Raw genomic sequence first — 25,909 nt, 5'->3', positions numbered from 1 at the left:
TGACAGTTTTTTGTAACTGGGTCTTTGTTTTAAAGCACCTTAGTGTTCGTTGGTGTCGTTTTATACCATCCACTCTTTAAGCGCAGCTGCCACCAACTCTCTGCGCCACGGCAAGAACAAATCTGGCTTTACATAGACATCTTGTTGCTCTGGTGTCATTTTCCAGCACCAACTTAACACTTGGTTCATCTGTTTTTTTGAAGCCAACACATCTGTGGGAATACCTGTTTGTTCCGCTACCTTATCTACAGCATGTTTTATTTGCTTTAGATTTTTCTTATATTCAGGAAAATCAATCAGGCGTTTTAACTTAGCTGGACAAGCTTCATCAGGCACAGCTTTACCCTTTTCGATACAAACTAGAATATCTTTACCATAGCGATTCACTTCCATTGCTTCAACGCCCGGAATATTTCTTAAGCTGGCAATGCTAGTTGGGCGTCGTTTGGCAATTTCAACCATGTTATGTTCTTTAAGCACATGACTAAGCGCAAGATTTTTTTGCTCCGCCTTATTCTGCCGCCACGCCGCCAATTCTCTAAGCACAGCTAAGTCTCTTGGCCGACACTGCCAAGCATTTTTTATCTCTTCATAAAGAAAGGGATCTGGCACTCGTTCCGCTCGTTTGTGCGCGATCAGTTGACTCTCACTGAACACAATTTGTTGCCAGCCTTTGGCTGCTATCTGAGGGGCAATTAATTGATAGCAAGGTAACAAGTGGAAAACATCACTGGCGGCATAGTCAAGTTGCTCTTTAGTCAGCGGTCGTTGCAACCAGTTAGTACGACTTTCACTTTTATCTATTTCAATGTTAAGCAGTTGCCCAACCATGCTGGCAAATCCAACACAGTTACCGCTTCCAAGCAGCTGTAAAGCGAATTGTGTATCGTACAAAGGCGCAGGCACAAATCCAGCAAAGCGCTGGAACACTTCGATATCTTCTGATGGTGAATGGATTACCTTCACGATGTCGGGGTCTTGAAACAACCGGAACAAGCCATCAAAGTCAAGCGCTGCCAAAGGGTCGATAAGTGCGAGCGCACTACCATCATAAACCTGAATTAATGCCACCTCTGGATACAAGGTCTTGCGCCGCATAAACTCGGTATCAATTGCCAACACTGTTGCATGGCGGATCACATCGACAAAATTATCTAAGGCACTTTGCGTAGCAATAAATTGGTACTGCACTCTGACTCCCAACTCTAATTAACTTCTCAGGTAAAAATAAACCGGCTTTCGCCGGCTTATTTTATGCTTTTAACGCACGTCTTAGGATCTTACCGACATTGGTTTTCGGCAGCTCCGTTTTAAATTCAACAAACTTTGGTACTTTGTAGTTCGTTAGATTAGCACGACAGTGGTTGATTATATCCTTTTCAGTCAGATTAGGGTCTTTTTTCACGACAAAAACTTTAACCTGTTCACCACTGACTTCGTGAGGTATCCCAATTGCTGCCACTTCCAGCACGCCATCGTGCATTGCAATGACCTCTTCAATTTCGTTCGGGAACACGTTAAAGCCAGAAACAATGATCATGTCTTTTTTACGGTCAACGATATAGAAAAAACCTTCGTCGTCATAAGTGGCGATATCACCCGTTGCAAACCAACCGTCTTTAAGGCAATCGGCAGTAGCATCAGGACGGTTATAGTAACCGGCCATCACTTGTGGGCCTTTGACCCACAACTCGCCCGCTTCACCTTTGGCTGCTTCTTCACCATTTTCCAACATGATTTTCAATTCAGTGCTCGGTGCCGGCAAACCAATTGAGCCATTATAGCCATCTAAGTCATACGGTGATATCGTCACTAAAGGCGAGCACTCAGTTAGGCCGTAGCCTTCCATCAGCTTACTTTTTGTGACACGCTGCCAGCGCTCTGCAACTGGACGCTGTACAGCCATACCACCACCTAACGAAAACTTCAGCGTTGAGAAGTCTAAATCAGCAAACCCTGGGGCGTTAAGCAAGCCATTAAACAGTGTGTTCACACCCGTAATGGCAGAAAACTTATACTTTTTCAGCTCTTTAACGAATCCTGCCATATCACGTGGGTTAGTGATAAGAATATTGTGGCCACCGTACTTCATAAAGGTTAAGCAGTTCGCTGTTAACGCGAAAATATGATAGAGCGGCAACGCGGTTATGATGATCTCTTTACCATTATCAAGCACTTTGTCTAAACAACCCGACACCTGCTCAAGGTTGGCCACTAGATTACCATGGGTCAACATCGCGCCTTTTGAAACGCCAGTTGTGCCACCGGTATATTGCAAAAACGCTAGCTCGGACAGATGGACTTCAGGGCGGCGATATTTGCTCGCATCATAGTTAACCACTTGAGCGAATGGGATAGCGGTTGGCAGACTGTAAGCTGGCACCATTTTTTTGATGCGCTTAACCACAAAATTCACCAAATGCTTTTTAATCCCACCCAACATATCTCCAATCTGAGTAATGATGATGTGTTTAACTGGTGCAGTTGGCAATGCCTTTTGTAGCGTGTCGGCAAAGTTTGCCAAAATGAAAATAGCTTTGGTTTCTGAATCTCTTAACTGGTGCTCAAGTTCACGCACTGTATAAAGAGGATTAACATTAACCACTGTACAACCTGCACGCAGCACACCTAAAATCGTGATTGGTGTTTGTAGCAAGTTAGGCATCATCACTGCAACTTTATCACCTTTACCTAGGTGCAATTCGTTTTGCAAATAACTCGCCACAGCTTTAGTTTCTTGGTCAATTTCTCTGTAAGTCAGCGTCTTATCCATATTGGTGAACGCTGGCAGATCCGCATATTCTTTAAAACTCTTTTCAAATAAGTCAAGCAATGAGTCGTAATGCTCTGGATCTATTGTTTCAGGCATACCTTCTGGGTAGCGCTTCAACCAGATTTTTTCCACTCTTGGCTCCTGTTCTCATTATTTTTATCTATCGGATAAACCTTAATCTATCTAAGGCCGTTACACAATCGAGCATTTACTCTAATCGCGAGATATTCCCACATTTGCTGCAAACTTACAATTCACATCGGTTATTTGCACTAATATGCTGAGAAATGTGCTCAAAAGTTATACTAGGATACTCCATGTGGCAATGGTGCCCACCTTTAACAGGTACAATGCTAAGCCTAGAATAGCACGATTTAAACTCTGCTAAACTCTGTTCCATTAATTTAAGGCCGTTTTCAGCAGTCAAAGCAAGCGTTGGCGCCGTAATGCCTGTAAGGACGTTTTTGGCCTGAGCCAAAGTATAACGAAAAGCGGACGCACTTTTTAATCTTGGGTCGCTCGTGAGTGACCATCCTTTGCTATCTTGTGCAACCGAACGTCTCATCAATACATCACACAGAGTTTCTGACAAGTCGCTAACAGCCAGTCTTGCGGCAATAATATCTTGATAGTCACGAAACCGCCGTGGGGTTTTGTACAGTAAGGTTTGCCTCTGTAAATAGGCCAGCTGCAGCATTTTTTGGGTTTGTGATGCTTCGCTGGTTATAAGCCCAAAACCGTCTATCTGCGTTAAAGTGATGACTTTGTCACCAAAACCCGCCGCAATAACACCGGCCACCAATGCCCCCATTGAATGACCAACAAAGTGGCACCTTGATATTTTCTCACGTTCAAGAAAATCGAGTACATCATAGACATATTCGATAAAGTAATAATGAGCATCAGCAGTTCGCCACTCAGATAAGCCATGCCCCGCAAAGTCAATCGCAAGCCAGCGCAATGGGCTGTCATTCATTTGTGGTAATGATGCCAATGGCAAGAATGAGTTTGCGCTATCTAACCAACCATGCAATAGCACTACAGTTTGCGCATCTTGGCTGCCACTACCCCACTTCAGTCCCGCTACTTTATCGCTTTTAAACGATAGAATTTGCGTTTTTGTCTCTAAATCCATAAATATCCGTGTAATATCCTTCGTGTTAAATTAATATCGGCCGCAAAGAATTGTAGGTCTTCTTGGTTTTGTTATGCCACAAAGAGCCGAAACTTAAAAAATCAGCAGCATTCATCGCCTGCATTTCCACCACTCACGGGTAACTCTAAATTAGGGAACGAAAATGAAATACAAATTAACCCTGCTGGCGAGCTTAGTCGCCTCTTTTTCAAGCTTTGCTGCGCCCAAAAATATCATTTATATGATCGGCGACGGTATGGGCCCAGCCTATACTACAGCTTATCGCTATTACATGGACAACCCTGCCACTAAAGTTGTTGACCCAACTGTGTTCGACAGCATTCTCAAAGGTATGGCCCACACCTATCCTGACGATGACACCGTAGTCACCGACAGCGCAGCGGGTGCAACAGCGTTGAGCACAGGAACAAAAAGCTACAATGGCGCGATTGCCGTCGATACCGCAAAACACGACCTTAAAACCATGCTAGAAATAGCCAAAGAGCATGGCAAAACTACAGCTTTGGTCGCAACATCGCAAATAAATCACGCCACGCCTGCGAGTTTTGCCGCTCATAATGTCTCGCGTCGCAATTATAATGAGATTGCAAACGATTACATTGATAACAAGATTAATGGCAAGCTTGCTGTCGATTTAATGCTAGGCGGAGGAACAGATTATTTTATCCGTGAAGACCGCAATATTGTCGCTGAATTCAAACAAGCGGGATATCAGTATGAAGACGATTTCGCTGCGCTTGAAAATATCAATTCCATTCCCGGTCTTGGTCTATTCGCACCGGTAGCTTTCCCTGCTGCTATCGACGCCAATCCCGACCGACTAGAAAAAATGACCAAAAAAGCGCTTAGTTTGCTGCACAAGCAAAATAATAAAGGCTTTTTTGTGATGATTGAGGGCAGCCAAATCGATTGGTGTGGTCATGCAAACGATATCGCTTGTGCCATGCACGAAATGCACGACTTTGCTAACGCCATCTCGGTTGCAAAAGACTATGTTGATGCTAACCCAGACACGTTATTAGTGATAACCGCTGATCATTCGACCGGTGGTCTAACCCTAGGCGCAAATGGTGAATACAAATGGTTGCGCGATGTCGTAAAAGGCGTAAAAGCCTCTGCTCCAGTAATCACTAAAGCACTTATGAATGCTGAAGATCTTGCTGCAACTTGGCCGCAATATTCTTCAATCCCATTAACTACAGCATATTTAGAGCAGTTAACAAAAGCTAAAGTAGCAGGCGAAAAAGCGTTAAATAAAGCGATTCGCCATATCATTGATGCCGAAAGCTTTACCGGTTGGACTACGAGCGGCCACACCGCTATTGACGTGCAAGTATTTGCGCATGGCCAACACGCCAACGATTTTGTTGGCTCGCAAAACAACACTGCTATCGCAGAAAAGTTGATAGGTTATATCAAGCAATAATTGAACGCCGCTGTTGTACCAATACAGCAGCGGCATCCTCAAAACTCACCGCTTTAGAATACAAAAAGCCCTGTACGCAATCAATTCGCGCTTCTTTCACGGCATCTTCGTCTTGCTTAGTTTCAACACCTTCCGCGACTAGCTTGAACCCCAACTGTTCACACAGAGCTGCAAGGTTCTTGTAAAGGACTAAGCCTTTGCTGTTTCCCTTTGATGGCAATAGACTTTTATCGAGTTTAATGGTGTCGATAGTTAAGTTTGCAAGCACCGATAAACAAGAATAGCCCGTACCAAAGTCATCCATTGCACAGCGAATATGATTTCGTTTCAGTTCAGTGACAACCGCTAAGGTTTTGTCAAAGTCTTCAATGTAACTGGATTCCAGCAGTTCTACCTCAACTTGTTCAGGAAACTGGGAAAACGCTTTGATAATACGACGATAACCCCCTGCCAACAGGTGCTCTGGGGTGATGTTAAAGCTCACTTTTGGCCGGAACCCACGTTTTGCGAACTCAGCTAAATCGACTTCTAATTTATCAATCACGAAGTTATCTATGATATGCATGAGTTTGTGTTCATGCAGTACCGCTAAAAACCATGGTCCTTGAATATCGCCAGCCGCAGTTCGCAACCGCAATAAAGCCTCGAAACCTAGCACTCGGCCAGTATGGGGGTTTAACTTAGGTTGATAGTGCAAGGTTAACTCACCAGAATTAAGAGCCTCGCTCACCTCAGCCAATGAATGGGCTGATTTATCCGCTTTGCTTTGATGGGTAGCAAAATGGGATTCAGTCTGCTCTTCGATTAAGCGTCCTGCAGCATAGCGTTTCACAAGTAAATCAGAGGCTTTTCCGGAAAGGCTTTGCTCACTATGTAGCCTCAAAAAAGGAGTATAAAGTGACGCATTTAAAATCACTAAACACAATTGCCACAAGGCGCCTCTTGGACCATCACTGAGCCACCAGCCACTGATAAATACCGGTGTAAACCACGGCAACTCGGCAACAACATGAAACTCCAACCACCCCGCACTCACCACCCAATACGTCAGTACTGCATTAAATAAAGGCGTAACAAAAAACGGTATGATAAGAAATGGGTTAAGTACCAAAGGCAGAGCATAAAGCATCACCTCGCTGATATTAAAAACCGCAAATGGTGCTGCTAACTTGGCAATTTGCTTATGATGCGGCGTCACTTTTTGCCAATAAATGGCTAAGATCAACCCCCACAAACAACCTGTACCGCCCATAATTACAAATGCAGTGTAAAGCTGCTGACCGTCAACGCCATTAAACAGTAGAAAGTCATCTAATTCAGTTGGGAATAACACCCCGTAGGTGTTGTCACCATGAATCCCAAAAAACCAAAACAAATGAGAAACCAACAATTTAAGCATTAATTTCGCTTCACTACTGATACCACTCAGTGCTGCAACTAGCGCTTCACCAAGCCCGTTTAGTGCGCTCTCCAATAGCGGTAAACCAAACAAAACAGCTGCCGACAACAATACATAAGGTAAGATGAGATTAAGGTGTTTACGTAAGAATAAACTGATGTTGCCTACTTCAACTAAGCGCAACCATTTAGCGCGCAGCATAAACTCAAGTGCATAACAACACACTATAGGCAGCAGCAGTGTATAAACGACACCCGCTTTTTGATCGATGACAATGCCATGTTCAGACTGGCTAAAGTAGCCACTGGTGGAAACAAAACAACTCAAAACTAAGATAGGCACTGCGATGGTATTCAGGCGTAGATTTTTTGACAAATGGTAGCTGATAGATAGCAACATCAGAATTGGAAAGGCGGCCCAAATAAAATGGTCGAAGGTCGCAAGTGTGGTACTTAACTGTTGCCATTTAAGGTAATACACCAATTGAGCAGCTAAGGTAATTAACGCCGCGCCAATAAAAAAGGGGATAAGCGCAATATAGCCCTCTCGTAACGACAACACTAAAGTGTTGGACGAAACGGCCAACGAGATGTCGGTAAACCTGCTACGCCAGTGTTTTGCCAAAACGCGTGCTCTTGTTCTTTTTGTTTTCTCCAATTTGGAAAAAAAACCAATAAAAATCAAGTACCGTTAGGTGAAATTTTTCAATATTGTTGGGGAGATAGCCTAGTTTTTTATTGAATTTTACACAATCAAGCGAATAAATCGACACCAATTAGACTGCGGATCTCTTGTCGCCGAGCGTCATTCGCAACGTTTTTATATGCAGAAATAGCAACGCCATTTTTAAAGTTTGGCTGGTCATAAATTGCGCTACGCTTGTCTTGTTGTTGAGCATCTAAAAGCGCAACCGCTTTATCACTACTGCGCACATAGTGCTTTTCAGCGTCTAATTGCTGCGTATTTTGCTGGCGTGACGAGGCATCCACAGGTTTTTGCTGTGGCCGCACTTGATAAGTATGTTGACCAGAAACTATCGACAATTGCATGTGTTGCGCTCAGTAAAGAGGTGATTAAACCACCACCTCCTTGAGTATAAACCGTTATTCTCGACCGGGCAATTTCTTCCACGTTACAGTATCACGCACATAGTGAGGTTCGGCCTCACTGGCGCTCACCGCCAAACCTTGGGCAAATTGCAGCTCTGCCATCGCAAGCATAAACTCAGCATTGGGTAAGGTCAGCTCATCTAAAATTGCTAAGCCAAGTTCAGCAGCGCGTTGCGGATAAGCTTGCCAAGCTGTACCAACAGCAGTAGCGGAAGTATTGCTTAAAGTGAGTGCTTCAGGCCTTAGTACCTGCTCCTCACCAATAGGTTGCATAACACCTTGGTCATCAAGCTGGTATTCGCAAACATAGATTTCGTCCATCCGAGCATCAATGCCAGCTATCACCTGAGTAACGCCATGTTTAGCAAAAGCTTCTTGCGCCATAGCTTGCAGTGTTGACACCCCGAGTAACTTAAGATTGCTCGAAAAACCCAGTCCTTGCGCTATTGCTACGCTTATCCGCACGCCAGTAAAACTACCAGGGCCACGGCCAAATACTAAGCCATCTAAGTCTTTTAAGCTGCAATGTGCAGCCTGGAGAACTCGGTCTATTTCAGGTAAAATTTTCTGACTATGCTGCTGTGGGCATACCTCAAAAAATCGCCACAACTCACCTTGGTATTGCAAAGTAATAGACAATGCTTCGGTTGACGCGTCTAACGCCAGTAAATTCATGCTCATTTATGCTATGGTCTCTAAAAATGCAAGCGCTTTACCTAAATCTCGGGTGCGTTGCATATTGGGTAAACTTTTAATAAATATCTGGCCGTAAGGCCTCGTTACTAAGCGATTATCGCAAATAACTAACACACCACGGTCTTTACTATCACGGATCAAACGCCCCACACCTTGCTTTAAACTGATCACAGCTTGCGGCAACTGAATCGCCGCGAACGGATCTTGACCGCGCTTTTCACAGTCCTGCATACGTGCTTGCAAAAGTGGGTCGTCTGGCGATGCAAACGGCAGTTTATCTATGATAACACAACTTAACGCGTCGCCACGGACATCGACACCTTCCCAGAACGCGGCGGTGCCAAGTAACACCGCATTCCCATGACGCACAAACTGCTCAAGGATGATCCGCTTTGAGGACTGCCCTTGCATAAACACAGGAAAAGGCAGCGTATCGCTCAACCCCTCATAAACCAAGTGCATCACACGATAACTGGTAAACAACAAAAAGCAGCGCCCTTTTGCGGCCAAGATCAGTTGTTTGGCGAGCTTGACTAACGCGTGCGGCATTAAGTCGTCACGGCTTTCAGGCAAATAACGCGGCATACACAGCAGTGCTTGCTGCTGGTAATCAAACGGGCTTTCTAATAGCAATTGCGATTGTGGCTTTAATCCTAAGCTATTGGCAAAGTGCTGCAAATTACCGTCGACGGACAAGGTCGCTGAGGTAAACACAAAACCTGCCTCGGTTTTCGCCATCATCTCGGCAAATTTGGCCGCGATATTTAACGGCGTAATATGAATATGTACGCTACGTTTGCCTGCTTCATACCAATAACTAAAACCGGTCTCATTAACATCAAAAATGCGTTCAAGCTTGCCCTTGAGGTTTAACGTACGTTCAAACACAGGCTCTATTTTTTCGCTACGATCCAAACACGTTTTTAACACTTGATAGAGAAAATCCAAGTCTGAGATCACTCGGTGTAAGCCATCACAAATATGACGCTCTTTTAACATCAATCGCCAATCGCCTTTGGCACCTTCGAGCGGAAAGGCCAAACGAAAGTCCGCCACAGCAGTTTCAAGCTTATTTAAGGTTCGGCCGAGTTGCAGCATATCTGGGATATCTGCACGATAAATGACGCGAATGTCGGCGATTAAGTCATTAAGTTGTTTAGTGCTAAAACTCTCTCCAAAGTAGTCACAGGCGATTTCAGGTAACTGGTGCGCTTCATCAAAAATGTAGCTATCGGCGGTTGGCATCAGCTCCGCAAAACCGCTATCTTTGACTGCCATATCGGCAAAAAAGAGATGATGGTTAATGACTACCACGTCCGCATCCATCGCCTTTAAACGCGCTTTGCGAATATAACAATCTTGAAAGTCAGGGCACTCTTTGCCTAAGCAATTATCCGCTGTGGAGTTAACATATGGCAAAACTTTGGCATCTTCTTCAATCCCCACACAATCTGCCAAGTCGCCATTATTGGTTTCAGTAGCAAATTTTGCCACCATAGCTAACTGGTGCATCACATCAGGGTCATCAGTGGGTACATGACTCACATGCTGCGAGAGGCGATACAAGCACAGATAGTTTGCTCGGCCTTTCAGTAAAGCGACTTTTTTCCCTACATCTAGGGCTTTTTGAATGGCGGGTAAATCACGATGAAAAAGCTGCTCTTGCAACGCTTTTGAGCCAGTGGAAATGATCACTTTTTGCTTACTGACAAGCGTAGGCACCAGATAAGCGAAGGTTTTGCCAGTCCCGGTTTCTGCCTCAATCACACATTGAGAACGTGAGGTGATTGCCTTGTCCACTTCCACCGCCATGGCAATTTGCGGTTCTCGTGGTTGATAACCGGGAAACTGCTTAGCAATGGGACCGTCGGCAGAAAATAACTGTTTAATACCGGTAACCTTGCGAAATTAAAATCAGTCACGATTTTACGGCGAGTACCGCCGCGCTGCAAGCTTCGCCGTGACAGCTTATGCCCAAATGTCTAAATGTTTCTCTTCTTGCTCATCTTCTTGCTGCTGTTGTGGTTTGTCTCGAGATTGCTCCTTTTTGGCCGCTTCGAGCTGTTTTTCACGACGCTTTTTTATCGCCTCGACTCGATTGCCAACGACTCCAGCAATAGCAAACGTGCGTTGATGATGCACATCAAGGCGGACTATTTTTGCCAAAAACGGGGTATATGCGTCCATACCATCCTCCTACTCGTACTTATTTCCTATATTATCGGCAGTTATAATTTATTCTTAAATTCATAGATTTTTCACTTGCCAAAGTTAACCTTGCTGTGTTTATCTATAAATGTAATCACTAATGACCAAATAACAAATAAGGTTTTGAACATGTTAAGTATCCTGACCACTGCATTCCATCATCACCATCATACATCGGAATAGCCTGTCAGGTATTTCGCTGGTGGGTTATTCCTTAAAGGAACCTCCGGCGAGCAGCACACTCAGATTTTAAATTTCGCCCCGAGGTTCCACCTTGGGGTTTTTCGTTTTAATACGTAGGAAATTTTAAAAATGAGTAGCAACAACAGATTACGCATCGCCATTCAAAAATCAGGACGCTTGTCCAAGGATTGTCAGGCACTGTTAAAACAGCTTGGCATCAAACTCAACCTTCGCGAAGAGCGCCTTATTGCGCATTCTACCAACATGCCTATCGACGTACTGCGCGTACGTGATGATGACATTCCAGGTCTGGTCATGGACGGAGTATGCGACTTAGGCATAGTGGGTGAAAACGTACTGGTTGAAGCTCAAGCAGAGCGCGCTAAGGGCGGCCAAAACGCTGAGGTGCAGAAACTCTCTGCACTAGACTTTGGCTACTGCCGCTTGGCCTTAGCTTGGCCGCAAGAGCTTGGTCCACAAACGCAAAATTGGTTTAACGGCAAACGTATTGCAACTACTTATCCGCAAATCTTAAAAGACTATTTGCGCCGCGCCAACATCGACGCCAAAGTGGTGGTTTTAACTGGCTCAGTTGAAGTTGCACCTCGGGCAGGCCTTGCCGATGCCATTTGTGATTTAGTCTCAACTGGCGCAACACTTGAAGCCAATGGCTTAATGCAAGGCGACACCATTTTAGAATCTAACGCCTGTCTAATTCAAAACACCAACCTAAGCTGCCCAGACAAGCTCGCCTTAATCAACAAATTACTGCCGCGTTTAAAGGGGGTACGTCAGGCCAAAGAAAGTAAATACATTATGCTGCACGCACCAAAAGCAAGACTTTCAGAAGTTTGCCAATTGTTGCCGGGTACAGGTCAACCTACGTTGTTGGCTTTAGCGGGTAATGATGACATGGTTGCGCTACACATGGTCAGCAGCGAAACGCTATTTTGGGAAACCATGGAAGAGCTCAAAACGCTAGGCGCGAGCTCGATTCTCGTGATGCCAATTGAAAAGATGATGGAGTAAGCCATGCTGTGCTGGAATGAGGAAAGCCCACAACAGCGTAAGCAGCTACTTGCTCGCCCTGCGGTAAGTGTGAGTGCCGATGTCAAGGCCGTTGTGGAAAACATCATAAACGACGTAGCAACTCGCGGCGACCAAGCTTTGCTTGATATGGCAAACCGTTTTGATGGTCGCACGCAGCCAAGATTATTGGTGCCGAGCGTCGAAATTGCGCAAAGCGCTGCGCTCCTGAGTGCTGAATTAAAAGCGGCTATCGAGCAAGCGTATCAAAATATTCGCAGTTTTCACGCCAAGCAACTACCGCAAGGCTACAGTCTTGAAACCCAACCGGGTGTAAGCTGTGAGCTACAATATCAAGCCATCGAAGCGGTTGGTTTGTACGTACCGGGCGGCAGCGCACCACTCCCCTCTTCGGTATTGATGCAAGGAGTGTGCGCACAGCTCAGTGGTGCTGAAGTCGTGCTAGCTACGCCAGTCAAAGGCAATGAAAAAATTAACCCTGCGATTTTATATGCGGCCAAATTATGCGGCATCACTAAGATAGTTGAAGCCGGTGGCGCTGGTGCGATTGCAGCAATGGCGCTTGGCACTGCAAGCGTGCAACGCGTGAATAAAGTATTTGGCCCAGGCAATAGTTTCGTCACTATGGCTAAACAATTATTGAGTCAGTCTTTGCCTGGCTTTGCCATTGACATGCCAGCTGGCCCTTCTGAGGTGTTAGTCATCGCCGATGAGCGCGCAAATCCAGCCTTTATTGCTGCTGACTTACTCTCGCAAGCAGAGCACGGCACGGACTCACAAGTGATTTTGCTGTGTAACAGCAAAGCCACAATCGAGGCGACTGAGCGACAACTTGAACTTCAACTCGCTACTTTGCCAAGAGCAGAGATTGCGCGTGCAGCCTTGGCTAACAGTAGTTTAATTTTGGTTGAGAGCTTGGAGCAAGCCTTTGCCATTAGTGCCGAATATGGTCCTGAGCACTTAATTTTACAGATTGCCGATGCCGAACGTTATGTGCCTTTAGTGAAAAATGCCGGTTCAGTGTTTGTCGGCGATTACACCCCTGAGTCTGCAGGTGATTATGCCTCTGGCACTAACCATGTTTTACCAACTTATGGCTATAGCAAAACCTATTCAAGCCTGAGTTTATTAGACTTTTATCGCACTTACACTATCCAGAAAATCAGCAAAAATGGACTAATCAACCTCAGCAGCGCAATTTTGCCACTGGCGAGCGCCGAAGGGTTAGATGCCCACGCCAATGCTGTAAAAATTCGACTTGAGGCACTCAATAATGACTAACATTTCTTTACCTGAAAATATTCAGGCGCTTAAAGCATACAGTTCGGCCAAGAGCCTCAAGCTATCGGGTACAACTTGGTTAAACGCCAATGAAAGCCCATACGCTAGAAATTTCTCAGTTGCCTTAAATGACTTTAACCGTTATCCCGACCCTCAGCCTGAGGCCGTGATCAACGCTTATGCACGCTACGCTGCATTAGCGCCTGATCAAGTGCTAATGACGCGCGGTGCCGACGAAGGGATTGAACTGTTGGTACGTACGTATTGTGCACCAGGAAAAGATAGTATCGCACTGTTTTTACCCACCTATGGCATGTACAAGGTGACAGCAGATACGCATAACGTGGCTATTAATAGTTTGACGCAAGCCTTGTTGCTTGACGGCAGTGTGGACGAAATCTTAGCTGCAATTGGTGATAGCAAATTGGTGTTTATCTGTAACCCAAATAATCCTACAGGCAGCCTCACTCCTGTGGCAAAAATAGCGGAACTTGCAAGTCGCTTAAGTGGCAAAGCTTTGCTTATCGTTGATGAGGCGTATATCGAGTTTTGTGCTGCGCAAACTGCGGTTGGTCTTGTCCAAGATTTTGCCAACGTGGTGGTGCTACGTACTCTATCGAAAGCCTTTGCCCTAGCGGGGCTGCGCACGGGCTTTACTTTAGCACAGCCAGAGGTACTTGCTCCTATTCGTAAAGTGATTGCTCCTTACCCTGTCGCAACTGTGGTTGCACGCATCGCGGAACAAGCACTCAGCCAAGATGCGATAACGCAAATGCGCCGCCAAGTGACAATTCTAAACGCAGCGAAACAAACCCTTGTCGGTTGGCTGCAAAATGCCAGCGCCGTTACCACTGTGCTACCGGGTGAAGGTAACTTTGTGACGTTAAAACTCAAAGACAAAGCCAGCATTGACCTTGCCATGCAACGCGGCTTAGTGATGCGCCAATTTACCCTTTATGGCGAAGACGATTGGCTACGCATTTCAATCGGCTGCGAAAACGAACTCAAACAAGTCAAACTCTGGTTAGACGCCATCAGCAATTAAGGAACAACATGACTACGCCCTATTTATTTATTGACCGCGACGGCACTATGATTGCAGAGCCTGTAGTAGACAAGCAGGTTGATAGTTTGGAAAAGCTTGAACTTTTACCCGGTGTGATCCCAGCGCTATTGACATTACAAGCCGCTGGCTATCGTTTAGTAATGGTCACCAACCAAGATGGTTTAGGCACCGACAGCTTCCCCGAAGCAGACTTTATTAAACCACAACAAAAAATGATGGATATCTTCAGCAGTCAAGGCATCCAATTTGATGACGTATTGATTTGCCCGCACTTTCAGCACGACAATTGCCAATGCCGTAAACCTAAAACGGGATTGCTAACTGAACTGATGCGCTCTGGCAAAGTCGACTTAGCTCGCTCTTATGTGATTGGTGACCGTCAAACCGATATAGGTCTGGCGGAAAACCTGTGCATTCAAGGTATTCTTTATAACAATAACTGGCCTGAAATCGTTACCCAACTCACCACTGCCAACCGCCAAGGTGAAGTAGTACGCAATACCAAAGAAACGCAAATTCGAGTCGCGCTTAATTTAGATAGTCAAAAACAAGGTAACATTACCACTGGACTTGGCTTTTTCGACCATATGCTTGATCAGATCCGCACCCACGCGAACCTTGGTTTAGTTATCGAAGCGAGCGGCGATTTACATATCGACGAGCACCACCTTGTTGAAGATGTGGGCATCGCACTTGGCCAAGCGCTGAAGCAAGCGCTTGGCACAAAAGCTCAAATTGGACGTTATGGATTTGCCTTGCCGATGGATGAGTGCAAAGCCGAGTGTCAGTTAGACTTATCAGGTCGCGCATCGTTTGTGTTAAATGCCAATTTTAGTCGCGAAAAAGTGGGCGACCTTGATGTCCAAATGGTCGAACACTTTTTTAAATCGCTGGCAGATAATGCCGCAATTAGTTTGATTTTGTCGGTCAGCGACGGTAATTGCCACCACCAAGTGGAAGGATTGTTTAAAGCCTTTGCTCGAGCGCTACGCATGGCGATAGCCAAAGATGCAAGCCAAGTCACCGCCAGTTCAAAGGGATGTTTATGATAGCCATAATTAACACGGGCTGCGCCAATATCAATTCAGTGCGCTTTGCGTTTGAAAGACTGGGCGTAACGCCCAAGGTTATTGATGCACCAGAACAACTGCGTGATTTTGAGCGCGCAGTGCTGCCGGGCGTTGGCCACGCGCAAGTGGCCATGCAGCGCTTACAACAAGGTGGTTGGCAAGCCGCAATACGAGAATATCAGCGTCCGCTTTTGGGCATTTGCCTTGGTATGCAATTACTTTGCGAAGCCACTGAAGAAGGCAACGTCACCTGTCTTGGCCTTATCCCCGGTAAAGTCCAGTTACTTGAAACCGGCACGTTAACCGCACCGCACATGGGTTGGAACAATCTTGAGGTAATCCAAGCTCACCCGCTTAGTGCTAACTTGCAGCCAAACGACCAAGTGTATTTTGTGCACAGCTTTGCCCATCAGCCTAATTCGGCTACGTTAGTGCAAGGCGAATATGGCCAAGCGTTTTCTGCCATTGTGGCCAAAGATAATTTTGCCGGTATGCAATTTCACCCTGAACGCAGTGCCAAAGTTGGCAGCACCCTTTTACGTAACTTTTTGACTTGGCAGGTGTAAAGGAAAGTCCATGATCATTCCAGCATTAGATGTATTACAAAATAAAATTGTCCGTTTATATCAAGGCAAATACGATACGGCCCAATTTTACCCCTATCAACTCGACGCAAGATTGCTCGACTATCAACAAAGTGGCGCCAGTAAACTGCATTTGGTTGATTTAGAAGGCGCGCGCGATCCCGCTCAAAAGCAGTGGCAGCATATTCAATTTGCCACCGCACAACTCAGCGTACCGTATCAAGTCGGTGGTGGTATTCGCCGTCGTGACGATGTCAAAGAGTGGCTAAAGGCCGGTGCAAATCAAGTCGTCATAGGCTCAATGGCGGTTGATAATCGTGAACAAGTCGGCGAATGGATAGCCGAATTTGGTGCAGAACGCTTTGTGATTGCGCTTGATGTCAATAAAACCGCCCATGGCTGGGCACCAGCAACCCATGGCTGGTTGGCAGATTCCGAGTTAGATCTATTCGAGTTATTAGACTATTACCTGAGCCTAGGTGTGGTCGATTTTCTCTGCACTGACATCAGTAAGGATGGTACCATGAGTGGCCCTTCGTTTGCGCTTTATGAGGCGATTGTTCAACACAATCCGGCCATTCGTGTACAAGCATCCGGTGGTGTCAGTAGTCTTGCCGACATTGAACAACTGATGGCTATCGGTGTTGCCGGAATTATTCTAGGTAAATCTTTGCTGGATGGCGCATTCACCGTTGAGGAGGCGCTGGCATGCTCTCAAAACGCATAATCCCGTGTCTTGATGTGAAACAAGGGCAAGTTGTTAAAGGGGTTAAATTTCAAGGCCATGAAGTAGTTGGTGATATTCTAACGCTCGCTCAGCAATATTCAGCAGCGGGCGCTGATGAACTGGTCTTTTACGAAATTAGCGCCTCAGTGGAAAAACGTTTGCTCGATGTCAATTGGGTGCGGGATATCGCACGCCACATCGATATTCCGTTTTGTGTAGCTGGTGGAATTAAATCGGTTGCCGATGCGGCAAAAGTGTTAGAACAAGGTGCTGATAAAATCTCTATCAATAGCCCTGCCATAGCCAGACCAGAACTTATCAAAGAGCTACATGACGAGTTTGGCAAGCAATGTGTAGTAGTCGGCATTGACAGCTTTTACGATGCAGCCCAAGGCAAATATTTGGTTTACCAGCTCACTGGCGACCCAAACGCGGCGAGCCAAACTCGCTACGAAACGGCAGAATGGGTAAAGCGCGTGCAAGATTTAGGCGCTGGTGAGATTGTACTTAACTGCATGAATCAAGATGGTGTGCGCAGTGGTTACGACCTTGAACAGTTGAGTGCGATCCGTTCCTTATGTCATGTACCGCTAATAGCCTCAGGTGGAGCCGGACAAATGGTCGACTTTAAAAACGTCTTTCAACACGCTCAAGTCGATGGCGCGTTAGCGGCGAGCGTATTTCATAAAGGCTTGATTGATATTGGCGAACTTAAGCAATATTTAGCAAATAACCAAGTGGCGGTAAGACAATGCAACTAACTCCCGATAATCTCACTCAACTTGATTTTGACAAGTCGCCGCTGATCCCAGCCATAGTTCAGGATGCGCTAACAGGTGTGGTCTTAATGCAGGGCTTTATGAACAGCGAAGCCATTGCGGTCACCTTTGCTAAGGGTCTTGTGACTTTCTACTCGCGCTCCAAGCAAAGGCTATGGACCAAAGGCGAAAGCTCTGAAAACTATTTACAGCTTGTCTCTGCACATACCGATTGCGATCAAGATGCGATTTTAGTGTTAGCAATACCTAAAGGCCCGACTTGTCATTTAGGTACTAGCAGCTGTTTTGGTGATGCAGCGCCCGAACTTGCCTTTCTTGGCGACTTAGAGCGGGTCATTGCCTCACGTCGTTTTGCCGACCCTGACACCAGCTATACCGCTTCACTATTTGCCAAAGACTTAAGCCGTTCATGCCAAAAAGTTGGTGAAGAAGGGGTTGAGGTGGCTTTAGCAGCAATGAAAAATGACAAAAACGAGCTACTCAATGAATCGGCGGACTTGTTATATCACTTAAGCGTCTTGCTACAGCGCTGTGACTTAGAGTTAAGCGAAGTCGTTAAGGTCCTAAAAGAAAGACACAAGTAATTGTAGTTAGCGCATAACCTCATGATATGCTTACGCCATTAATTTTGCTCTGGTGGTGTAAGCCTTTTTTACTTCGCAGTCACTGCGACCAAACCGCTTACGCTACATAGAACACTTCATTGGCTTTCTTCATCAGGTAACTTATGCAGTTTCAACTTTTGCGTAATGTGTTGTTTGCGCTACTTTGCTGTGCCATTGCTTCTGTACCGGAGCTACTCTACGGTATGCTCAACTCCAGTTATATTGCGTTTAAAAATCCCAAAGCTTATCTCATCACGTTAGTGCTTTTTACCGTGCTGAGTTTTGTAAAAAATCGCGTTTTTTTTGTCACGGTAACTCTCTTGGTGGCGTTTATCCAAAGCGGACAACTGATGTATTTCCATTATTTTGGTAATTTTTCCAGTGCCTTTGATATCAAATTACTATTTTTAGAAACTTACGACGCTCTTACCGGCTTTTGGGACGTTGCACCATTCTTACTGTTACCCGGCGTGATGCCAATCATATCAGCTGCGGCGATCAGCTTGCTTAGGGTACAACAGCAAGACAAACTGCGTCATTTTGGTGCCAGCCCGGTGCTTGTGATATTGCTCCTTTGTGCTCCTTTTGCACAGAGTTATAGCAGCAACGCATTTCAAAAGTTTCAACCTAACATAGGTCACTCGGCGCTAAAAAATGGCTTGTACTCAATGTCTTATTTTTTATCATTAGCCATTCGCAGTAATAACGAGACCATTACAGACTATCAACCTTATGTTGTGACATCCGTTCCAACAAGTGACTACAATATTGTGATACTGATGGGTGAGAGCTTAAGTACTTTGAATATGGGGCTGTATGGTTATGAGCGAGATACTACACCTGAACTAAACAAGCTAAAGTCCGATAGCAACTTTTTTTATACTCGTGCTATTTCTAGTGCGGTCACGACCCGCGTATCACTGGCGATGTTTTATAACGTGACCTATGAGCCAGACAACGCCAAACATTTGCGGAATATGGATACTGCGCTTTACAAACTGGCAAAACAACAAGGCTATCAAACCCATTATATCACCACGCAGAAAAATGCTGGCGCCCTCACGCACGCGTTTTCAATGGCGCATGTCGACACATGGCAAGATAACGATGCTTTATCTCGATTTGATGGAGAGTATGACAACCGGTTATTGTTGGCATTGCAAGAGTTGAACTTAGATTATCAGCAAAAGCAATTTATAACCTTACATATGCGCAGCGCCCATGCACCTTATGTTGATAATTATCCTCAAGAGCAAACTGTTTTCCCCACTGAAGGTCAACCTTACGCCCACTATATGCGTAACTCTTACGACAACTCAGTACGTTACACTGACAAAACCATTTCCGAGCTTATTGCCCACTTTAAGCACTCTAAGCAGCCAACGCTGATTTTCATGACCTCAGATCACGGCGAATTATTAGGTCAAGATGGTCGCTTTGGGCACAATCAAATTGACCTTGACGTTGCAGCGGTTCCCTTCTTACTTTACGCAGTTAACGATCCCGAGCAGCAGCTAAAAGATATCAAGAACCAATTTGGTTGTATGACCAACCACTACGAGATAAGTCGCCAAATTGCCAAACTACTTGGCGCGTATATTGAAAACCCCAATCAAGTGGCCGGTCAATACTACTTAAATGGTCAATCACCATATGGAGAAGCCGGGTTTAAACGCTACACTTTGGATAAGCACACGTGTAGCACACGCCTTAATTAATTTCCTTCAAGCCAAAGGCTGCCTATAACGGCGCAACCCTTTGGCTTTTACCTCTCCATTTTGCCTATCACAATTCCATACACGGCCCTTTAATGGGAAATTTCGAATAAAAACTCGTTTTATTGAAATAAATACAACACAATTAGGGTCTAACACTTCATTGCAACCAAAAATTCACAGTTAACGTGTAACCTAGGCGTTAACTAATAAGATTAAATGGCGAGTTATGGCTTACCCCCCAATTTTCTTAATTAACTTAGACGACAGTACCGAACGTTTAAAACATAGTTGGCAAGAGTTAAACAAATTTGCCATTCCTTTTGAACGCATTAGTGGCGTATATGGTAAAAAACTAAGTGAAGAGCAAATAAGCCAGCACTATAGTAAAACGCTTAATGAGCAAGTGTTTCATCGCCCGCTCGGCACTGGCGAGATTGGCTGTTACTTTAGCCACCGTAAAGCGTGGCAAACTATCGTTGACCGTAAGTTACCCTACGCAATTGTATTAGAAGATGATTTTAATCTGGCTGGCGACTTAAACGAGGTCGTCGCACAAATCGAATCCTTGCCGCTCGATTGGGAACTTATCAAACTGGCTGCGTATGAAAATCGCACTCGCCCAGTGGCGCATCGGCAGCCATTAAACCCGCCATTTGAACTGGTTGTACACAATAAACCTATCACTGGCTGTTGCGCTCAGGCAATAAGTTATGCTGGAGCCAAAAAGTTACTAGCTGCCACCGCAACCTTTGGTCGGCCTGTTGACACTGACATTCAACATAGTTGGGAAACCAAAGTCGCGGTATTTGCTCTAATGCCCTTTATAGTCAAACAAAGAACAGATCTCAATAGCGATATTCAAGCTAATTCCGGTAGCAAACGTATTGCGCAGCATAAACTACGAAAACTGAAGTTACAGCTCCAAGACAAGGTCAAAAATGCGCTATTTCGTCATAAACAAATCGCTGCACTAAAGCGAGTTTACGCAGAGCGAAATACGGCATCTGCGTCCAGCAAAAACAGGGCCTAGCGCACTGTCATTGCTGAACTAACTGAATCGAGCTGGTTTAGAATATAGCAAGTGCAAAGCTAGCATAGGGTTACACTCTGGTTATCATGGCAAAAATAACCTTGTAAACCGTTCAGAATGCAATCCTGTACGAACTTTGTAGGCCATTTTAGGCAAATGCAAAACTCAACTTTATTCTTTAGCTCAATAACCAAAACGCAAAGTTTGATTACTGAGCCAAATCAGCGGCCGACCATCACACACTTCGGGTAGCAATAGCTGGCGAAACTCGACATGCTTGAGCTGCCGGGAATAGCACTGCAAGTTGACCAATAATCAAACACGCCAGTGCGCCAAAGGCAAAGTAACTGCTCGGTATCGGGTTAAGTTCAAAGCGGGTAATGGTGTATTCGTTGAGTAAAATAGCCAGTACGACACCAATAAATACGCCTAGGCAAGTGATTAGTGCGTTTTCCATTAAGAAATAACGTAACACATGCCAGCGGCTGGCACCCAAAGCCCTACGCACACCAATTTGTTTACGGCGTTTCAATATTGCAAAGCGTGCTTGGCCAAAAATACCGAAGGCAGTAACAAAAGACAGCGCCAGTACCACCATCCATAAAGTGTTTAGCGCGGCGTTTTCTCTTTCATAAGTACGCGCTTTTAGCTCATCAACCGATTCCATATAATCGATATGACGCTTAGGCGTTGCGATTAAATAATCACGTACTTGCGTTCTCGCTTCAGCCAGTTGTTCAGGTTTCGCACGCACTACCAAGGTAAGCACTTTACCTGCTTCGCGTACTGGTTTTAATACTGACATTTCCGAGGCATGCCATACTCCCCAAGGTGCGTGCATGCGCTCTACAATCCCTTTAACATGATGAGGTACTTGGGTTAAGTAGATGGTTTTACCTAGCGCTTGTTGCCAATCGTCTGGGTAAAGAAGTTCCGCTAAAGCTTGGGTGATCACAAGCTCGCTCGGCTGAGCTTGTGCTTCATATGCAACGGTAAGTTCTTCAGCTTGGCTAAAGGTCTCACCAAGCACTAAAGTTAAACCTAGTGTTTCTAGCACCTTGGCATCTGCCATATAGGTAGCTGCCCAAGTTTCTTTGCGATCTTCAGGGCGCTTTGTCACTTCATCAATTGCTCCCCAGCCAGCATAAGGCACACTGGATAGGTAAGAAACGGCTTCCACTGCAGATAAGGCACCTATTCCCGCAATAGCTTCGTTCAAACGCGCTTCATATTCATCCTCAGCAAAAGGTTGGTTGGCGACCACGCGAAATATTTGCGCTTGAGCGATACCGCTATCACGAGCAATCATCTGCTGTTTTTCAACTATCATAAAGATGGCGTTGACTAACACGGTAAAAGTGATAGCCACTTGCAAAGCCAGCAAAAGTGGCCCGAGCTTACTGGCTCGCAAGGTTTTAAGGATGGGTAATAAATCTTTCATTGGCTATCCTTATAAACTTTTTAGCTGACTAGCGGGCTGAATATTGATGGCTTTACGAATGGGCAACAAGCCAAACAATAAAGTAGCAGATATTGTCAGTAATACCGTCATTGCGATCAACGTCGCATTCATTTGCATTAACTCAGCATCCAAATAACTGTAAGCTTCTTTGGTTACGTGCAAACCAATAAACGACAACAACAAGCCACATAATGCAGCTAATCCCCCCAACAGTAACATTTCACAGCTATATTGGATAAACAAGTCTTGCTTACTGGCACCTATCGCGCGGCGCAAGCCGATTTCAGCAGCTTTAGCGTGAAACTTAGCTGTCATTAAGCTCATACAGTTAAGTAAACAAACGAATAAGAACAAAAATGCCAGCCACACGCCAATTTTACTGTCTTTTGACACCACTTCTTCATACGTAAGGTAATCTTGAATATCACGTAACTTATGGTATCCCTCACGTTGAAAACGGCCAGTTTTGCGCTGTTCATTGGCATAATTATAGATAAAGTCCATATATCGCTGTTTATCTTCTGCACTTTCCAACTGCACCCAAAAATAGATCCAAGTACATTCTGAACTAAAGAAAGCCTTCACTGATTCATCATCAGGACTTTTCCAACAGCGATAGGCAATTTCATTCTTCGCGAGAATTTCGTTATTGATTTGATTATAAAACGGAATAAATACATCACGGGTGTGCTGAAACGCTTCATAAGAGCTACCGTAAAATTTTGGTAATAAAGGCCAAGTATCAAGTACACCGACTATTCGATATAAGCGCTCACCAATCATGATATTTTCGCCAAGTGAATTTTTACCATCAAATAGTTCATCATTAAAACGCTTTGAGATCACTACCACATCAGCGCCTTTGGCATCATCTTCGCTTGACCAAGGCATGCCATATAAAAATGGTGACTTAAACATGGTAAAAAAATCTACCGTTACGGTCAGAAACTCTTTACTCTGTGCTTGCGACTCTGACTGCTTTGCCGCGTAGACTAAGTCTTTAGAGCCACCAATCGCAGTCTGATACTTGGCTTGCTTGGCAGCCAACAAGTTATGGGCGTCTTGAAAGGTTAAAAACCGTGTCACCCGCTCTTCATCGCCATCATAGGCAAACGGTTTCTCCGGCCCCCAACTGTTTAACTGCACAATAAAAGTGCGGTCTCCCAAACCAGGGAGCGGATCTTTCGACATCATATAATTGACCGTATAGGTGGTCATTGCAGCTGCTATGCCAACCGCGATGGTCAGTACAATCAATATACTCAGTAAAGGCGTGGTTCTAATACTTAGCCACGCAACTTTTAGGTAGTAAGCAAACATCACTAATCCTTATGCTATCGCAGCGGCTTTAACGTTACGCTGAGACTCGCTCAAAATACCATCACGCACTTCAATAATGCGCTCTGCTTGCTGTGCTTGCTGAGGGTCGTGCGTAACCATAATGATGCTAGTACCTTGGCGCTGAATGTCTGTTAAGAGTGCCATGATGCCAGTGGCCATTTGCGAGTCCAAATTGCCGGTCGGTTCATCGGCTAACAGAAAAGACGGTGTACCAGCCAAAGCGCGCGCAATTGCCACCCGCTGTTGCTGCCCACCTGATAGTTGCTGTGGATAATGCCCTTTACGTCCAGCTAAACCGACTTGTTCCAAAGCGCCCATAATTCGGTTATGGCGCTCTTTACTGTTGAATTGCCGATAGCGTAACGGCATGTCGATGTTGTCGTATAAGTTAAGCTCTGGAATAAGGTTAAAACTCTGAAAAATAAAACCAATTTTCTCATTGCGAATTTTTGAACGATCTTTATCGTTGAGTAAGGTGATGTCTTGCCCATCCAGAAAATACTGCCCTGCACTATGGTTTTCAAGCAAACCTGCGATGTTAAGAAAAGTGGTTTTCCCAGAGCCTGAAGGCCCTGTTACAGCAACAAATTCGCCTTGTGCTATGTTTAAATCAAAAGGACACAAAGCTTGTGTCTGTATACTGTCCGTGTAATACGTTTTTGCTACTTGAACCATTTTTAACATGTTAAAATCCTTTATTATTCTATTATTCTCGCTTGTTGTGCTTGCTTAAAAACCCGTAAGTCAGAAACGACTACCGTATCCCCTTTAGATAAGCCCGCCAACACTTCAATTTGAGTCAGGCTCTGGGCGCCAAGTTGGATACGTGTTTTTACCGCTTTTTCTTGCTGAACCAAATAAGTAAATTGCCCACCTTGAGATTGCTCAAACTGCCCTCTTGGCAAATACAATACATTGTCTTTTTGCTCTAAAATAATCCGGCTGGTTAGACGCTGGTTTTGCTTAAGGCCCAAACTCTCGCTCTCTAACAAGCGAATTTTTCCCGCAATACTACCTTTACTAATTTCCGGCGAAATCGCGGTTAGTTCGCCCAAAATATTACGATTATTGACAAACACTTCGGCTTGCATGCCCAAAGCTAAATCATCGCCATACTGCTCAGGGATTTGCACTTCAACTTCAAATTTAGATAAATCTACCACCGTGACCAAAGGCTGGTTTTTCGTCACATTGGTCTTTTGTTCGACTATTAAATTTCCAACCAGTCCGGCAACTGGGGATAACAGTTGAAGTGCGGCAACCCGACGTTCAAGCTCCTCAACCACAACTTGTTGACGGTTGTATTCGAGCTCACGATTTTTCACTTCAAACTTGTGGCTCTCGCGCAATAAATCGATTTCTTTTAGCGTTAATGCGTATTCTCGTTCAGCATTCTGTAGTTCGTCTTTGGCTTTCTGAAAGTCAATATCGCTGACTACTTGCTTGTCTTTACCCTCTTGGGAGCGACGCATTTCTCGTTTAGCAGCGTTTAAAGCAACTTCTGCACGGCCTATATTGTTCTCATGGGCTAACGCTTTTTGTTTAGCATGAATACGTTCGCGCTCAAGTGCACTGAACAAGCGATCACGCTCTGCTCGTTGCTGCGCCAGTTCACTAGTCAGTTCTGGACTGTCAATCTCAGCAAGTAACTGGCCTACACTGACGGTATCCCCAGCCGCAACGGCGTAAGTTACGGTTCCTGACGATGGGCTATAAATCGTTGGGCGTTTTGCGGCGACCACTTTACCTTGCACTGAAATATCTCGCACAAACTCACCTTGTTGCACTTGTGCTAACTTAAGTTCGCTACGCACTATCGCACGCTCCCCGCTGAACCATGCATAAACAGCAGGCACAACTAAATACCCTGCAATGAGTATACTTGCAGCAATCACCCACTTACGCCAACTGAGTTGCCTGTGCTCAATTACTGTATCCTGTGCGCTGGTATCTGGGATGTAACTCATTGGCAGTCCTTGCGATATTTGTACCTAATAAATCTAATACCTGACTATAATATTTTTCCGTTTTATTTTCATCTTATTTACATAAATATTTTTTAGTCACTTAATGTATGCAAGATAAATCTTGATGTGTGAGCTTAATAGTTGAGTTGTTCTCTGGCTTGTAAGACTATCTTTTCTGTCAATAAAAAAGGCGACCTAAGTCGCCTCAGACTGTTGAAAAAGGGCTAGACACAGATCTAGCCCTTTGATCTAATAAGCACAGTGAGTATCGAGAGTTCACCA

At 45.0% G+C, this 25,909-nt stretch carries 23 protein-coding genes; 11 read left to right on the top strand and 12 right to left on the bottom strand.

Features of this window, described 5'->3' with window-relative positions:
* Window positions 1-60: 60 nt before the first annotated feature.
* From rnd to ACFOEE_RS08330, 3 genes are all read right to left on the bottom strand, one after another.
* Window positions 61-1,191, bottom strand: coding sequence for a ribonuclease D (gene rnd / locus ACFOEE_RS08340; RefSeq protein ID WP_377123119.1), 1,131 nt, complete (start codon window positions 1,189-1,191; stop codon window positions 61-63).
* 61 nt (window positions 1,192-1,252) lie between these two features.
* On the bottom strand, window positions 1,253-2,905 hold the full coding sequence (gene fadD, locus ACFOEE_RS08335; protein ID WP_377123117.1) for a long-chain-fatty-acid--CoA ligase FadD: 1,653 nt from the start codon (window positions 2,903-2,905) through the stop codon (window positions 1,253-1,255).
* 115 nt (window positions 2,906-3,020) lie between these two features.
* A complete protein-coding gene (locus tag ACFOEE_RS08330) occupies window positions 3,021-3,908 on the bottom strand; it encodes an alpha/beta fold hydrolase (protein ID WP_377123115.1) in 888 nt (295 codons plus the stop codon).
* Window positions 3,909-4,071: 163 nt separating this feature from the next.
* Here ACFOEE_RS08330 and ACFOEE_RS08325 point away from each other — a divergent pair, with 163 nt between their 5' ends.
* A complete protein-coding gene (locus tag ACFOEE_RS08325) occupies window positions 4,072-5,355 on the top strand; it encodes an alkaline phosphatase (protein ID WP_377123113.1) in 1,284 nt (427 codons plus the stop codon).
* On the opposite strand, the gene ACFOEE_RS08320 is transcribed toward ACFOEE_RS08325, so the two are convergent.
* From ACFOEE_RS08320 to ACFOEE_RS08300, 5 genes are all read right to left on the bottom strand, one after another.
* The gene (locus tag ACFOEE_RS08320) at window positions 5,345-7,378 is read right to left on the bottom strand and encodes an EAL domain-containing protein (protein WP_377123111.1); all 2,034 of its coding nucleotides are present in this window, start codon (window positions 7,376-7,378) and stop codon (window positions 5,345-5,347) included. The genes ACFOEE_RS08325 and ACFOEE_RS08320 overlap by 11 nt on opposite strands.
* Window positions 7,379-7,506: 128 nt before the next feature.
* The gene (locus ACFOEE_RS08315; RefSeq protein ID WP_377123109.1) at window positions 7,507-7,803 is read right to left on the bottom strand and encodes a hypothetical protein; all 297 of its coding nucleotides are present in this window, start codon (window positions 7,801-7,803) and stop codon (window positions 7,507-7,509) included.
* 54 nt (window positions 7,804-7,857) lie between these two features.
* The gene (gene tsaB, locus ACFOEE_RS08310) at window positions 7,858-8,544 is read right to left on the bottom strand and encodes a tRNA (adenosine(37)-N6)-threonylcarbamoyltransferase complex dimerization subunit type 1 TsaB (protein ID WP_377123107.1); all 687 of its coding nucleotides are present in this window, start codon (window positions 8,542-8,544) and stop codon (window positions 7,858-7,860) included.
* Window positions 8,545-10,371 carry an ATP-dependent DNA helicase gene (locus tag ACFOEE_RS08305; RefSeq protein ID WP_377123105.1) on the bottom strand — a complete coding sequence of 609 codons (1,827 nt, stop codon included), beginning with the start codon at window positions 10,369-10,371 and terminating at the stop codon, window positions 8,545-8,547.
* A gap of 156 nt (window positions 10,372-10,527) precedes the next feature.
* A complete protein-coding gene (locus ACFOEE_RS08300) occupies window positions 10,528-10,746 on the bottom strand; it encodes a hypothetical protein (protein WP_377123103.1) in 219 nt (72 codons plus the stop codon).
* A 333-nt stretch (window positions 10,747-11,079) separates the two neighbouring features.
* Here ACFOEE_RS08300 and hisG point away from each other — a divergent pair, with 333 nt between their 5' ends.
* From hisG to ACFOEE_RS08250, 10 genes are all read left to right on the top strand, one after another.
* The gene (gene hisG / locus ACFOEE_RS08295; RefSeq protein WP_377123101.1) at window positions 11,080-11,979 is read left to right on the top strand and encodes an ATP phosphoribosyltransferase; all 900 of its coding nucleotides are present in this window, start codon (window positions 11,080-11,082) and stop codon (window positions 11,977-11,979) included.
* A gap of 3 nt (window positions 11,980-11,982) precedes the next feature.
* Complete coding sequence (gene hisD, locus ACFOEE_RS08290) at window positions 11,983-13,278, top strand: histidinol dehydrogenase (RefSeq protein ID WP_377123099.1); 1,296 nt, start codon at window positions 11,983-11,985, stop codon at window positions 13,276-13,278.
* The gene (gene hisC, locus ACFOEE_RS08285; protein WP_377123097.1) at window positions 13,271-14,323 is read left to right on the top strand and encodes a histidinol-phosphate transaminase; all 1,053 of its coding nucleotides are present in this window, start codon (window positions 13,271-13,273) and stop codon (window positions 14,321-14,323) included. Before hisD ends, hisC begins: the two co-directional genes overlap by 8 nt.
* Before the next feature lie 8 nt (window positions 14,324-14,331).
* A complete protein-coding gene (gene hisB / locus ACFOEE_RS08280) occupies window positions 14,332-15,393 on the top strand; it encodes a bifunctional histidinol-phosphatase/imidazoleglycerol-phosphate dehydratase HisB (RefSeq protein WP_377123095.1) in 1,062 nt (353 codons plus the stop codon).
* Window positions 15,390-15,980, top strand: a complete 591-nt coding sequence (gene hisH, locus ACFOEE_RS08275) for an imidazole glycerol phosphate synthase subunit HisH (protein WP_377123093.1) — start codon at window positions 15,390-15,392, stop codon at window positions 15,978-15,980. Before hisB ends, hisH begins: the two co-directional genes overlap by 4 nt.
* A gap of 10 nt (window positions 15,981-15,990) precedes the next feature.
* A complete protein-coding gene (locus ACFOEE_RS08270) occupies window positions 15,991-16,725 on the top strand; it encodes a 1-(5-phosphoribosyl)-5-[(5-phosphoribosylamino)methylideneamino] imidazole-4-carboxamide isomerase (protein WP_377123091.1) in 735 nt (244 codons plus the stop codon).
* Window positions 16,707-17,486, top strand: a complete 780-nt coding sequence (hisF, locus tag ACFOEE_RS08265) for an imidazole glycerol phosphate synthase subunit HisF (protein ID WP_377123089.1) — start codon at window positions 16,707-16,709, stop codon at window positions 17,484-17,486. The genes ACFOEE_RS08270 and hisF overlap by 19 nt, the downstream gene beginning before the upstream one ends.
* A complete protein-coding gene (gene hisIE, locus ACFOEE_RS08260) occupies window positions 17,477-18,088 on the top strand; it encodes a bifunctional phosphoribosyl-AMP cyclohydrolase/phosphoribosyl-ATP diphosphatase HisIE (protein WP_377123087.1) in 612 nt (203 codons plus the stop codon). The genes hisF and hisIE overlap by 10 nt, the downstream gene beginning before the upstream one ends.
* A 143-nt stretch (window positions 18,089-18,231) precedes the next feature.
* Window positions 18,232-19,827, top strand: coding sequence for a phosphoethanolamine transferase (locus ACFOEE_RS08255; protein WP_377123085.1), 1,596 nt, complete (start codon window positions 18,232-18,234; stop codon window positions 19,825-19,827).
* Window positions 19,828-20,053: 226 nt separating this feature from the next.
* A complete protein-coding gene (locus ACFOEE_RS08250; RefSeq protein WP_377123083.1) occupies window positions 20,054-20,857 on the top strand; it encodes a glycosyltransferase family 25 protein in 804 nt (267 codons plus the stop codon).
* Window positions 20,858-21,092: 235 nt separating this feature from the next.
* Here ACFOEE_RS08250 and ACFOEE_RS08245 read toward each other — a convergent pair whose 3' ends face one another.
* The 4 genes from ACFOEE_RS08245 to ACFOEE_RS08230 are packed head-to-tail and all read right to left on the bottom strand — an operon-like array spanning window position 21,093 to window position 25,627.
* Window positions 21,093-22,298 (bottom strand): ABC transporter permease, encoded by a 1,206-nt coding sequence (locus tag ACFOEE_RS08245; RefSeq protein WP_377123081.1) that lies wholly within the window; start codon window positions 22,296-22,298, stop codon window positions 21,093-21,095.
* 9 nt (window positions 22,299-22,307) lie between these two features.
* Entirely contained in the window at window positions 22,308-23,639 is a 1,332-nt protein-coding gene (locus tag ACFOEE_RS08240; protein ID WP_377123079.1) for an ABC transporter permease, read from the bottom strand.
* Window positions 23,640-23,648: 9 nt separating this feature from the next.
* On the bottom strand, window positions 23,649-24,344 hold the full coding sequence (locus ACFOEE_RS08235) for an ABC transporter ATP-binding protein (RefSeq protein WP_377123077.1): 696 nt from the start codon (window positions 24,342-24,344) through the stop codon (window positions 23,649-23,651).
* A gap of 14 nt (window positions 24,345-24,358) precedes the next feature.
* The gene (locus ACFOEE_RS08230; protein WP_377123075.1) at window positions 24,359-25,627 is read right to left on the bottom strand and encodes an efflux RND transporter periplasmic adaptor subunit; all 1,269 of its coding nucleotides are present in this window, start codon (window positions 25,625-25,627) and stop codon (window positions 24,359-24,361) included.
* Between the last annotated feature and the right edge of the window lie 282 nt (window positions 25,628-25,909).

The organism is Pseudoalteromonas fenneropenaei (assembly GCF_042643375.1).
Classification (GTDB): Bacteria; Pseudomonadota; Gammaproteobacteria; order Enterobacterales; family Alteromonadaceae; genus Pseudoalteromonas; species Pseudoalteromonas fenneropenaei.
This window is presented reverse-complemented; position numbering and strand designations above follow the sequence as displayed.